7 protein-coding genes are annotated in these 13,240 nt (G+C 75.1%); all 7 read right to left on the minus strand.

What is annotated here, in order from left to right:
* Nucleotides 1–2: 2 nt before the first annotated feature.
* Nucleotides 3–2,249: a xanthine dehydrogenase family protein molybdopterin-binding subunit gene (locus ACA511_RS14230; protein ID WP_375024757.1), complete on the minus strand. Its 2,247-nt coding sequence runs from the start codon at nt 2,247–2,249 to the stop codon at nt 3–5.
* Nucleotides 2,246–3,238 carry an FAD binding domain-containing protein gene (locus ACA511_RS14235; protein WP_375024758.1) on the minus strand — a complete coding sequence of 331 codons (993 nt, stop codon included), beginning with the start codon at nt 3,236–3,238 and terminating at the stop codon, nt 2,246–2,248. Before ACA511_RS14235 ends, ACA511_RS14230 begins: the two co-directional genes overlap by 4 nt.
* Entirely contained in the window at nt 3,235–3,750 is a 516-nt protein-coding gene (locus tag ACA511_RS14240) for a (2Fe-2S)-binding protein (RefSeq protein WP_375024759.1), read from the minus strand. Before ACA511_RS14240 ends, ACA511_RS14235 begins: the two co-directional genes overlap by 4 nt.
* A 40-nt stretch (nt 3,751–3,790) precedes the next feature.
* Nucleotides 3,791–4,534: a PP2C family protein-serine/threonine phosphatase gene (locus ACA511_RS14245; protein ID WP_375024760.1), complete on the minus strand. Its 744-nt coding sequence runs from the start codon at nt 4,532–4,534 to the stop codon at nt 3,791–3,793.
* Nucleotides 4,535–4,683: 149 nt separating this feature from the next.
* A complete protein-coding gene (locus tag ACA511_RS14250) occupies nt 4,684–7,401 on the minus strand; it encodes a LuxR C-terminal-related transcriptional regulator (protein WP_375024761.1) in 2,718 nt (905 codons plus the stop codon).
* A 148-nt stretch (nt 7,402–7,549) separates the two neighbouring features.
* Nucleotides 7,550–10,297: an AAA family ATPase gene (locus ACA511_RS14255; RefSeq protein ID WP_375024762.1), complete on the minus strand. Its 2,748-nt coding sequence runs from the start codon at nt 10,295–10,297 to the stop codon at nt 7,550–7,552.
* A gap of 41 nt (nt 10,298–10,338) precedes the next feature.
* Entirely contained in the window at nt 10,339–13,119 is a 2,781-nt protein-coding gene (locus ACA511_RS14260; RefSeq protein WP_375024763.1) for an AAA family ATPase, read from the minus strand.
* Nucleotides 13,120–13,240 lie beyond the last annotated feature (121 nt).

Here is a 13,240-nt window from a genome sequence, read left to right on the forward strand (position 1 = left end):
CGTCACTCGCCGTCCGCCGGGTCCATGACCGCCTCGGGTGTCATGGGCAGTGTGCGGATCCGGCGGCCGGTCGCGTGGAAGACGGCGTTGGCGATGGCCGCAGCGACGCCGACCTGGCCGATCTCGCCGACGCCCTTGGCGCCGAGCGGGCCGACCACGGCGTCGTCCACCTCGACGAAGTCGACGGTGACGTCCGGGGCGTCGGCGTTGACCGGGACGAGGTATTCGGCCAGGTTGTTCGCGGTCCAGCGGCCGTAGCGCGGGTCCATGCGGTTGCCCTCCAGGAGGGCCTGGCTCGTGCCCCAGAGCATGCCGCCCATCAGCTGGCTGCGGGCGAGGAGCGGGTTGAGCACGCGTCCGGGCGCGAACGCGCCGGCCAGCCGCCGGACCCGGACCAGGCCGAGCCGGGGATCCACCGCCACCTCGGCGAACTGGGCGCCGAAGGTCAGCAGCCCGTGCGGGGTGTCGAGCGGCGGCGGACGCCACGTGCCGGTCGCCTCGGCGTCGGACATGTGGTTGCGCGCGAGCAGGTCGCTATAGCCGTCGGCGGCGCCGGGACGCTCGGACGAGGTGAGGCGGCCCCCGGCCACGGTCACCGAGCCCGCGCCGACGCCGTGCAGTGGCGACCCCGGGTCGGCGACGGCCAGCGCCACGAGTTGCTCGCGCAACGCGGTGCCGGCGGCATGCACGGCGGAGCCGACCATGCCGGCGCCGGCGGAGCCGACCGCGGCCGAGCTGTTCGGCAGGTCGGTGTCGCCCGCTTCGAACCGCACGTCGCGCAGCGGCACGCCGAGCGCGTCCGCGCCGACCTGGGTGGCCATCGTCAGCACGCCGGTGCCGAATTCCTGCGTCGAGGTCTGCACGGTCGCGCTGCCGTCGGCGAGTATGCGGGCCCGGGCGCGCTGCGGCGGCATGAAGAACGCGATCGGGTAGGCGGCGGCCGCCATTCCGGTGCCGATCAGCCAGTCGCCGTCGCGCGTGGTGCGCGGTTCGGGGTCGCGGCGCGCCCAGCCGAACCGCTCGGCGCCGAGGCGCAGGCACTCGGCCAGCCCGTCGCTGGACCAGGGGTTGCCGTTCGGGTCGGCCGGCGCGCGGTTGCGCAGCCGCAGCTCGACCGGGTCGGTTCCGGTGGCCTGGGCGAGCTCGTCCATCGCCGTTTCGAGCACGTAGACTCCGAGAGTTTCGCCGGGGCCGCGGGTGAAGGTCGGGGTCATCGTGTTGCCCTTGATCAGGCTGTGGACTCCCAGATAGTCGTCGCACGCGTACAGCTGCGCGGAGACGCCGGTCGCGGGTTCGGCCCAGTCGTCGAACGGCGAGGTGATCGACAGTTTCTCGTGCCTGATCGCGGTCAGCCGGCCGTCCGCGGCGGCGCCGAGGACGATGCGCTGCTCCTGCTCCTCGCGGTGCCCGGTGGAGGCGAACGCCTGCGGCCGGGTGAGCATGAGCTTGACGGGCCGGCCGACGTGGCGGGCCGCGATCGCGGTCAGCGTCGTGTGCGGCCAGACCATCGCCTTGGAGCCGAATCCGCCGCCGACGAAGTGGGTGATGACCCGGACGTCCGCGATGGGCAGGCCGAGCAGTTCGGCCACGGTCTGCTGGGTGGCCCGGATCCCCATCGTCGATTCGTAGAGCGTCAGCTGCCCTTCCTCCCAGACTGCGACGGTCGACGGTGCCTCCAGCGCGTTGTGGTGGTTGGCCGCCATCTGGTAGGCGGCGTCGATCCGCACCTCGGCGCCCACCAGCGCGGCGTCGACGTCGCCGCGCTCGTTGCGGCCGGGCATCAGCCCGCCGAACAGCCGATCCGCCTCGTACGCCTGGTCGCGTCCCCGCTCGATCGTGGCGACGGGCGGTGCGGTCTCGTAGGAGAGGCGCACGAGGGACGCCGCGTGATGGGCCTGCTCGTACGACTCGGCGACGACGAGGGCCACCGGCTGCCCGGCGTAGTGGACGGCGTCGTCCTGCATCGGGAAGAAGGTCTCGCCGGGCGCCGCCCGGCCCACCAGCGACGGCAGCAGGGGCGGCTGTGCGGCGATCTTCGGCAGGTTCCGGTGGGTGAGCACGGCGAGGACGCCCTCGGCCGCCAGCGCGGCGGCCGTGTCGGCGGCGGTCACCCGGCCGCTCGCGATCGTCGCGCCGACGATCGCGAGATGGACCGTCCCGGGCGGTGTGATCTCGGCGGAGTAGCGGGCGGCACCGGTGACCTTCGCCGGGCCGTCCACCCTCGTAACCGGCGTTCCGACCGCGGTCATGGCCGTGCCCCCTTCAGGTTGCGGGACAGCGCGCGCACCATCGCGCGCCGCGCCAGTTCGATCTTGAACGCGTTGTGCTCGCGGGCGACGGCGTGCGCCAGTTCGGCGGACGCGGCCCGGCCGAACGCCGCCTCGTCCGCGGGGCCGCCGATGAGCGTCGCCTCCGCGCGCCGCGCCCGCCACGGCTTGGTGCCGACGCCGCCGAGGGCGAGGCGGGCGTCGGTGACGATGCCGTCGTCGGTTTCGAGCGCCGCCGCGACCGACACGAGGGCGAACTCGTACGACTGCCGGTCGCGGAACTTCAGGTAGGTCGAGCGCGCGGCGACCGGCGAACCGAGGAGGGCGATCCCCACGATCAGCTCGCCGGGCGCGATCGGCTGCTCGGTCTCCGGTGTCGTGCCCGGGAGCAGGAAGAAGTCGTCGGACGGGATCGCGCGCTCGCCGTCCGGCCCCATCGTCTGGATGACGGCGTCGAACGCCACGAGCGCCACCGCGACGTCGGAAGGGTGCGTGGCGATGCAGTGCTCGCTCGTGCCGAGGATCGCGTGCCCGCGGTTCCACCCTTCCAGGGCCGCGCAGCCCGAGCCGGGCTCGCGCTTGTTGCAGGGGGAGACGCCGTCGCGCAGGTAGGCGCAGCGGGTGCGCTGGCGCAGGTTCCCCCCGATGGACGCCATGTTGCGCAACTGCTCCGAGGCGCTGAGCAGCAGGGCCTGGGAGACGGCCGGGTAGCGCCGCGCCACACTCGGCGTGCGCGCCACGTCGCTCATCCTCGCGAGCGCGCCGATGAGCAGGCCGCCGCCGGGCCCGTCCTCGACGGCGGACAGCGGCAGGTCGTTGATGTCGACGAGGTGGCGGGTGCCGGACACGCCGGCCCGGATGAGGTCCACCTCGGTCGTCCCGCCGGCGAGGAACGCGCTGCCGGGACGCGCCGCCGCGAGGGCGATCGCGTCGTCGACGCCGGCGGCGCGGCAGTAGGTCAGCGGCCTCATGCGGCACCGTCCCGCAGGTCGCGGACCTCGCGGATCGCCGCGCGGATGTTCGGGTACGCGGCGCAGCGGCAGATGTTGCCGCTCATGAACTCGGCGATGTCCGCGTCGGTCGCGGCGTTGCCCTCCTCGATCAGCTTGATCGCCGACATGATCTGCCCGGGCGTGCAGTAGCCGCACTGGAAGGCGTCGTGCGAGATGAAGGCGCACTGCATGGGGTGCAGCTCGTCGCCGTCCGCCACCCCCTCGATCGTGACGATCTCGTGGCCGGCGGCGGCGATCGCCAGGGTCAGGCAGGCGAGCACCCGCCGCCCGTCGACCCACACCGTGCAGGCACCGCAGGTGCCCTGGTCGCAGCCCTTCTTGCTGCCGGTCAGGCCGAGCTGCTCGCGCAGCGCGTCGAGCAGGCTGGTGCGCGGCTCGAGCTCGACCAGGCGTCGGACACCGTTGACGTCGAGCGGTACCGGTACGGGACCCGGTCCCCGGACGTCGCGCCGGGATTCGATGGCGGTCATGACGGTTGCTCCTCTCGTGTTCGTGGACGATCGGTAGCGGTCAGCCGACGCGGAGGGCGAGGACGGCGATGTCGTCGCACTCGTCGGGACGGCCGAACCGGAGGGCGGCGCGTTCGACCAGCTCGGCGACGGCCGCCGGCGGGAATCCGCCGATCCGCCGCAGCAGCCGGCGGAGGCGGTCCTCGCCGTAGTACTCGCCGTCGCGGTGCGCCTCGGTGACGCCGTCGGTGTAGAGCAGCATCGTGTCGCCGGGCTGCAGGAGGACGTAGCGTTCGGCGAGCCGGGGGTCGGCGGTCACGCCGAGCACGGTCCCGCCCGCGCCGAGTTGGTGGACCGAGCCGTCGGCGCGCGCCACGAGCACCGGTGGGTGGCCCGCGGAGCACACGGCGGCGCGCACACCCCCGGGCCGCAGCCGCAGGTCGACGTAGACGGCGGTGAGGAAACGCTCCCGTTCCGCCATCTCGCTGAGCATCGCGGCGTTGAAGGTTCCGAGGACGTCACGGGGAGCGAGGTCGGAGCCGGCCGTCCGCCGGACGGCGCGGTGCGCCGCGGCGGCGATCGCGGCCGCTTCCGCGCCGTTGCCGCAGACGTCGCCGATCACCGCGGCCCATCCCCCGCCGGAGGCGGGGAAAACGTCGATGAAGTCACCGGACACGCCGTCGCGGGCGGGACGGCAGCGCCCGGCGGCGCGTATCCCCGGAACCCCGTCGCGCGGCCGGTTCAGGCACACGTCGATGAGGGCGGAAGGGCCCGGCGGGGACGACACCGGCGGGCGGAATGGCACCTGCCGGGACGGTGCCGGACGGGATTTCCCCACGTCGGGGCGGAGTCGGGCATCGGTACTGACGGACGACATGAGGCTCCTTGCGGTTCTGACGGCGAGCCGCCGGCTGTGGTTCGACGGTACGAAGGCGCCCCGGAAGCTAGCGTGCGTCACATGACGTAATCGCGAGCCATCAGCGAGGCGAGCTCGGTTCGCGACGCGACGCCGACCTTCGGGTAGATCCGGTAGAGGTGGGTGCTGATCGTCCGTGGTGACAGGAAGAGCCGGCCCGCGATCTCCCGGTTGGTCAGCCCTTCCGCGACCAGGCGGGCGACCTGGAGTTCCTGCGGGGTGAGCTGGTCGACCGTGTCGGACCGGCGGCGCCGGGTCTCCCCGGAGGCGCGCAGCTCGGCGTGCGCGCGGTCGGCCCAGGGCCGCGCGCCGAGAGCGCCGAACGTCTCGGCGGCGGCGCGCAGCACGGCCCGCGCGGCGGACGGGCGGGCGCGCCGCAGCCGGGTGCCGAGGGCCAGCTGGAGGCGGGCGCGTTCGAAGGGCCACTCGGTAAGGTCGGCGTCCAGCGCCGCGCGCAGCGCCCCCTCCTCCTCCGCGTCCGGTGCCAGCAGCGCCTTCGCGCAGTGCAGGTTCGCGCGCAGCAGCGGCGAGGCCCCGGTGGCGCCGATCGGTTCCAGTTCGCGGACGCGCGCCGCCACCCGGTCGCGGCGGTCGCAGTGCGCCCCGGCCTCGGCCATATGGACGAGCACCGAGAACCGGGCGTACGGGTGGTAGCCAGCCGCGGACGGCGTGAAGACGGCGTCGAGCTCGTCGTGGGCTTCGGCATGGCGCCCAGCGGCGAGCGCGGCCACGCCGCGGGCGATCCGGACCAGGCAGAGCAGGGGATGGGCGCCGTTCGCCAGGAGCGCGCGTTCGCATTCCCCGGTGATGGCGCGCACGGCCTCGCCGTCGCCGCGCAGGGCCTCCGCGTGCGCGCGGTTGAGCATGACGGGCACCACGAAGTTGAGCTGGCGGGTCTCGACGGCGAGCGCCTCGGCCTCGGCCGCCGCGGTGCGTCCGAGGAAGGCGTCGCCCCGCTGCACCGCCGACCATGTCTGATGGGCGAGTGCCCAGGTCAGCGAGACGAGGTTGCCCTCCCGGCGGTTCTGGGCCACCCCTTCGGCGGCCAGCCGCGCCGCCGCCCCGAGCGCGCCGACGCCGGTCGCGGCGGCGGTGAGGCCGGCGAGTTCCGTCCCGGTGAGGCCCGGCCGTTCCAGCAGGGCGTCCAGCCGCTCGACGACCACCGCGCCCCGTTCGACCGGCGCGGACAGGCCGAGGGTCGTGACGAGCCGCGGCGCCAGCGCTGGCAGGTCGAGGCGTTCGAGCAGCGCGACGATCTCGCCGCGCAGCCCGTCGTCGGGGTTGGAGAAGTACGTGCGCACCGCGATGCGGTCGAGGACCTCCAGCGCCCGCTCGTCGCGGCCGGACCGCCGCAGCCGTTCGGCGGCGGCGAGATGGCCGGGCAGCCGTGTGGCGCCCGACCAGACGCCGACCTCGATGTCCGACAGCCACTGCAGGACGACGCGGTCCTCGGCGGGCAGGTCGTCGGGGGCGATCGCGCGCAGCAGCCGTTCCACCTCGCCGCGGTCGGCGAGTTCCAGCCTCGCCTCCAGGGCCCGCAGCAGCAGGCTCGCCCGCCGGCCGCGGTTCCCGGTGAGCCGGGCGGCCTGCTCCCAGGTCCGTGCCGCCTCGCCGGACGCGCCGCGCCGGTGCAGCCGGACGGCGAGATCGTCCAGGTCGGCGGAGACGCGCTCGTCCGTGCCGACGGTGGCCGCCGCGCGGTGCCGCACCGCACGGTCGGGATCGGTGATCGCGCGGGCGAGCGCGGCGTGCGCCCGTTGCCGCCGGGACGGCCCGGCCTGCTGCTGGATCGCCGACCGGATCAGGGGATGGCGGAAACGGAGCTGGTAGGCGTCGTCCACGTCGACCAGGCGCGCCGCGACGGCCGGTTCCAGGTCCGCCACCTCAGGGCCGGGGGCCGACATGGTGCCGCCGGCCGCGAGGATCTCGTCGAGCCGGTCGCCTTCGTCGAGCGCGGCCACCAGGAGGAGTGCGCGGGTCGCGGCGGGCAGTTCCGCCACGGCGGCGGCGAAGGTGCGCTCCATCCGGGCCGTCAGCGGCAGCGCGGCCGGAAGCAGGCCCTTCTCGCCGATACGGGCCGCGGTCACCGCGAGTTCGGTGAGGGCCAGCGGGTTGCCGACGGCTTCGGCCAGCACCCGGGCGCGCAGCGGCGGCGCCAGGCCGGGCGCGCGCTCGTCCAGCAGCTGGGCGGCGGCGTCGTCCGGCAGCGGCTCCACCCGCAACTCGGTCACCGGCAGGCCGCCCAGCCGCGACTCGGTCTCGGCGCCGTCCCGCATCGCGAGGATCAGCAGCACCGGGTCCGCCGCCAGACGCCGCCCGACGAACGCCAGGGCCTCCCAGCTCGGCGCGTCCAGCCACTGCGCGTCGTCCACCAGGAGCAGCAGCGGCCCCTGTGCCGCCCGCGCGGTCGCCGCCGTGAGCAGGGCCAGGGCGAGCTGGAAGTGGTACCGCTCCCGGCCGCCGTCCGCCTGCGGCGGCACGGTGCCGCCGAGCAGGTCGAGCAGCGTGTGGGCGGCGGCGAAGGGAAGCCGGAACTCGGCCTGCACGGCGGTGAGGGAGACCGTCTCCATGCCCAGGCTCGCCGCCTCCTCCACGGCGGCGCCGAGCAGGGACGACTTGCCGATTCCCGCGCCGCCGCGCAGGACGAGCACCCCGTCCCCGTCGGGCGGGCCGTTGAGGAGCTTGCGCAGGGAGGCCAGTTCCGATTCGCGCCCGCGCAACCGCGAGATGATCGGCCCGGATTCGGAGAATGTCACGGTTCCATCCAGTTCGTTCCGACGACTCTCCGCCGGCCGACCGGCGGGACGGCGGCTATGCGGAACTACCGCCATGGTCGGATCGGAGCGCCTGGACTCGCATCGGTAAGTGCACAGTGCGACTGGCCAGCCTGTGGCCCGCGGCTAGCTAGCGCAGGGCGCGGTCGAGCTGGGTGCGCGAGGTGATACCGAGCTTTGTGAAGACTCTGCCCAGGTGGTACTGGACGGTCCGGGCGCTGATGAACAACCGGCTGGCGATCTCCGGGTTCGACAGCCCGTCGCGGGCCAGCCGGGCGATCTGCGCCTCCTGGGCGGTCAGCTCGCCCGTCGCCGGGACGGTGCGCTTGCGGGCGGTCTCGCCGGTGGCCAGCAGTTCGCGGCGGGCCCGTTCGGCGAACGCGTCCAGGCCCATCGCCTCCAGCATGTTCCCGGCGGTGCGCAGCTGCTCGCGCGCTTCGACGCGGCGCCGCCGCCGGCGCAGCCATTCGCCGTAGAGGAGGTGGGCGCGGGCCAGCTCCGAGCGCATCCGGGTGCGGCCGAGGCAGGTGATCGCCTCCGCGTACCGGCGCTCGGCGTCCGCGCCGTCGGTGAGCAGCGCGCCCGAACGCGCCTCGACCCCGAGCGCCCACGCGGTGCCGCTCGCGCCGGTCGTCCCGGCGAGCCGGTGGTAGGCGTCGGCCGCCGCCGCGCCGTCCCCGCTGCGGACGGCCGCCTCGATCAGCTCGACCGCGGCCCAGTTCGCGATGCCCAGGTCGCGCGGGTGCGCGGCGGCCCGCCGGGCCGAGGCCATCGCCTCGGAGTAGTGGCCGAGTCCGTTGTCGAGGATCGCGGCCGCCAGCTCGGCCGCGGCGATGCCGATCCCCTCGCCGCGCACCGCCGATTCCCTGGTGGCCGCCTCAACCAGGGCCCGGGTCCGCGCTTTATGCCCGCGCCGCGCCGCGAGGCCGACGGCGCCATAGGGCGTGAGGTTGCCCGCCGTCGCCTCGGCGTGGGCCTGGACCTCGTCCACCAGCGACGCCGCCGCGGCCAGGTCGCCGGTGGACAGGAGCAGCTGGGCGCGCATGCTGAGGGCACGGGGCAGCTCGCTGAGCGCGCCGGCCTCCCGGGCCAGCCGGACGTACCGGCCGGAGAGCGCGTCCCAGCGGTCGTCGTCCCACACCTGCAGCGCCGCGACGCACCCGAGCCACAGGCAGCGCAGTTCCTCGTCCGCGGACATGGCGGCGTCGAAGGCGTCCAGGGCCCGGCGCAGGATCGGCAGGCCCGCCGCGAAGCCTTCGGTGAAGTACGTCGCGAAGCCGTCCAGGAGCAGATCGGACGCGCTCGGGGACGCCGGCCGCGGCAACGCGAGCGCCGCACGGGCGACGTGCGGCGCGTCGCCGCCCGGCCGGGCCAGCCGGCCCGCGAACATCGCCGCGTTCAGCGCCTCCAGGTAGGTGGCCCGGGAAAGGGCGGCGTCGACCGGGCCGAGCCGCTCGGCGGCCTTCATGAGCAGGGGCGGCGCGTCGTCGCCGCGGCTGGCCATGAAGGCGAGCCGGGCCCTGAGCAGATCGGCCCGGGCGTGCTGGAGTTCGTCCAGCGGCCCGGCTTCCGCGACGGCCACCAGGTTGTGGGCCGCGTCGAAGGCGCCGACCTGGAACTTCGCGAGCGCCGCGGCCAGTGCCCGCCGGGCCCGGCGCGGCGGGTCGGGCGTCAGCGCCGCCGCGCGTTCCAGGAACGCCGCCGCGGCGGCGAGGCCGCCCCGTGCCCGTGCCCGGCCAGCGGAACGTTCCAGTTCCCCGGCGACCTCCTCGTCCGGGCCCGGCGCGGCCTGCGCCCGGTGCCAGGCACGGCGTTCGGGGCCGCGCAGCGGGTCCGTGGCCTCCGCGAGAGCGCGGTGGACGGCCTGCCGCTCCCCGGGCGCCGCCGACCGGTAGGCGACCGTGCGCACCAGCGGGTGGCGGAACCGCACCCGGGTTCCGAACTCGGCCAGCTCCGCCTCCGTCACGGGTACCGCGGCACCTGCGGCGATGTCGAGGCGCCCGGCCGCGCGCCACACCAGCGCCGCGTCTCCCGTCGGATCGGCGGCCGCCAGCAGCAGCAGGCGCCGGCTCGCCTCGGGGAGGGTGCCGATCCGCTCCCTGAAGATCGGCTCGGCGCCGCCCGGGAGCGGCGCGGCGCCGGGGAGGCCGAACCCGCCCGCCAGCCGCTCCCCCGTCAGCCACCGGGACAGCTCCAGCAGCGCCAGCGGATTGCCCCGCGTCTCGGCGATGATCTGGTCGCGGATCCTGGCGTCCAGCGGTCCGGACATCACCGACTCCAGCAAGGCCCGCGCGTCCTCCGCCCGCAGGCCGCCGATCGCCAGATCCGGTAGCCCCGCCAGGTGGTCGCCCAGGTCGCGGGTCGCGAACACCATGCCGATCGATTCCGCACCCAGCCGGCGCCCGGCCAACGACAGCGCCTGGACCGAGGCGTCATCGAGCCACTGCTGGTCGTCCACCAGGCACAGCAGCGGGCGCTCCGCGGCCACGTCCGACAGCAGGGCGAGGACCGCGAGACCGACCAGGGACAGGTCGGGCGGCGGCCCCGTCCGCATCCCGAACGCGCTCCTCAGGACGTCCCGCTGGGGTGGTGGAAGACCTTCGAGATGGTCCAGCATCGGCGCGCACAGCTGGTGCAGCCCGGCGAACGCCAGCTCCATCTCCGACTGGACACCCGACACGCGCGCGACACAGCAGCCGGACGCCCGCTCGGCCGTGTACTCCAGCAGCGCCGTCTTCCCGGAACCCGCCTCGCCATGGAGCACCAGCGCCCGGCTCTCGCCCGCACGGACGTCCTCGACGAGACGGTCGAGCGAGCCGCATTCGGCGCTATGGCCCACGAGCCGAACAGCGGGCCCGTTCGCCGGCGGTGTGCGCACACGCCGAGGCTATAACGCGCGCCCTTCGCGGGATCCACCGGTCATCCGGCGGGAACGGGATCGTGGTCGTTCGGCAGTGTGTGCCCGAGTTCGCCGCGGGAGTTGATGCCGAGCTTCGCGAACACCTTGCTCAGGTGGTACTGCACGGTACGCGCGCTGATGAACATCCGCGTGGCGATCTCCGGGTTGGACAGGCCGTCCCGGGCCAGGCGGGCGATCTGGACCTCCTGCGCGGTGAGCTTCCCGGCGCCGACGATCATGGTGCGCCGGCGGGCGGTCTCGCCGGTGGCCCGCAGCTCGCGCCCGGCCCGGTCGAGGAACGGGTCCATCCGCGCCCCTTCGAACATGGCGCAGGCGGTCCGCAGCTGGCCGCGCGCGTCACTCCGGCGGCGCTCGCGACGCAGCCACTCGCCGTAGAGCAGATGGGCGCGGGCCAGTTCCGAGCGGAAGCAGGTCGCGCTCAGCCGGTCGATCGCCTCCCGGTACAGCCGTTCGGCCTCGGCTCCCTCGCCGAGCAGCGCCCGTGAGCGCGCCTCCACGCCCAGGCCCCACCCGGTCCCGGACGGTCGCGTCAACTCGGTGAGCCGCTCGGCGGCGGCGGCGGCCCGTTCCGGACGGCCGCAGAGGACGGCCGCCTCGATCAGCTCGACCAGCGCCAGGCTGGCGAACGCGAGCTCTTCGGGATGATCGATGGCCAGCTCGGCCGACGCCAGGGCGTCCTCGTGCCGTCCGAGCCCGTTGCACATCATGGCGGCGGTGCAATGGGCGAGGCTCACCGCATATCCCTGCCCCCGCGCCTTCATGTCGCGCACATGCCGGTCGATCAGGCCGAGGGCCTCCTCGCTGCGGCCCTGCCACCCCGCCAGCGTCATCGTGCCGAGATCGGGCGCGTTGTTCGCCGTCGCCTCCCTGATCACGAGGATCTCGTCGGCGACCGCCGTGGCCGCCGCGAACTGCCCGGCGCGCAGCAAGGCCCCCAGCCGCTGGGTGAGCGCGAACGGCAGCAGCGAGAGCGCTCCCGCCGAGCGGGCCAGCTCGACCTGCCGGCCGGACAGCTCCAGCCAGCCCTCGCCGTCCCAGACGTCGATGGAGCACCGCGTGGCCGCGAACAGCCAGCGCAGTTGGTCACCGACGGGAAGATCCTCTTCACGGAACACACCGAGTGCCCGCCGCATGGCGGGCGCCCCGGCCGGATACCCGTCCGCGATCAGCGTCGCCATCGCATCGAGGAGCAGGTCGGGCGCCCGGGCGCCGTCCGCCCGCGCCCGCGCGGCGAGTGCCGCCCGCGCCACGTCCAGGCCCCCGACGGCGCTGCGGCGGTCGGCCACCGATAGCGCCGCCGTCAGCGCCTCAAGGTAGGTCTCCCGGGCCGGCCGGGCGTCCAGCTCCTCGAACCGCCGGGCGGCATCGAGCAGCAGCAGCGGAGCGTCACCGCTGCGCACGCTGAACGCCATCTGCCCCCGCGCCCGGCTGAGCCGCGCGCGGCCCAACTCGTCCAGCGGCCCCGTCTCCGCCATGGTCAGCAGCTCGGCCGCGGCGTCCGGCGCCCCGGCCTGATGCTTGGCCTCCCCCGCGGCGAGCGCCCGCACGGCGCGGCGCGCCGGGTCGGGAGTCAGCAGCACCGCGCGCTCCAGGAACGCGGCCGCCGCCGCCAGCCCGCCGCGGGCCTGGGCGCGCTCGGCCGACCGCTCCAGCTCGGCGGCGACGTCCTCGTCCGGGTCCGGGGCCGCCGCGGCCCGGTGCCAGGCGAGCCGGTCGGGATCGGCCGCGGGATCGGTCACCTCCGCCAGCGCGGCGTGGAACCGCCGCCGCTCGTCCGGCGCCGCCGACCAGTACGCCGCCGAACGCGCCAGCGGATGCCGGAACCGGACTCGCGCGCCGAGCCGCAGCAGGTCGGCCTGGACGGCCGGCTCCGCCGCCCGGACGGAGATGCCGAGGGCAGCGGCGGCGCGCCAGACCGGCAACGGGTCACCCGACGGCTCGGCCGCGGCCAGCCGCAGCAGCCGCCGCGACTCGGCGGGCAGGGCGTCCAGCCGGCGCCGGAAGCTCTCCTCGATCCGGCCGGACAGCGGCGCCGCGTCCAGCAGCCCGAACCCGCCGGCCAGCTGCTCGGGCGTCAGCCCCCGCGGCAGTTCGAGCAGGGCCAGCGGGTTCCCGCGGGTCTCGGCCACGAGGAGCTCCTTGACCCGCGCGTCCAGCGTCCCGACGAGCACCGACTCCAGCAGTTCCCGCGCGTCCGCCTCCCGCAGCCCGTCCACCACGAGTTCCGGCAGCCCGCTCAGCCCCTCGGCCGGCACCCGGGTCGCGAACACCAGCCCCACCGGATCGGCCGCCAGCCGCCGGGCGACGAAACCGAGGGTCTGCGCGGACTCGCCGTCCAGCCATTGGTAGTCGTCCACCAGGCAGATCAGCGGTTTCTGCCCGGCGGCCTCCGACAGCAGCCCCAGCACGGCCAGCCCGAGCAGGAACCGGTCCGGCGGCGGCCCTGAACTGATCCCGAACGTCGTCCGCAGCGCGTCACGCTGCGGTTCCGGCAGCGCCTCCAGATGGTCGAGCATCGGCGCGCACAGCTGGTGCAAACCCGCGAAGGCCAGCTCTATCTCCGACTGGACCCCGGCCACCCGCGCCACCCGGCATTCCGATGCCCGCCCGGTCAGGTATTCCAGCAGGACGGTCTTGCCCATCCCCGCTTCGCCGCGCAGCACCAGAACCTGACTGTGCCCCGCCCGAACCGTGTCGACGAGCCCGTCGAGCACACCCCGCTCGCTGAACCGGTCGATCATCCGCTCTGTGCTCTGCTCCGACCGAGAGACGTCCCCCACCAGCCCTCCAAGCGCCCGGCGACCGCTCACACGGGCCCCGCAGGGACACGGACGTGATGCGCGCACCATGTGCGCTCAACCTATCCGTGCACGGAGCTGGTGGGTGCAGGCGCTCCGTGTT

It is taken from the genome of Actinomadura sp. GTD37 (assembly GCF_041951365.1).
Classification (GTDB): domain Bacteria; phylum Actinomycetota; class Actinomycetes; order Streptosporangiales; family Streptosporangiaceae; genus Spirillospora.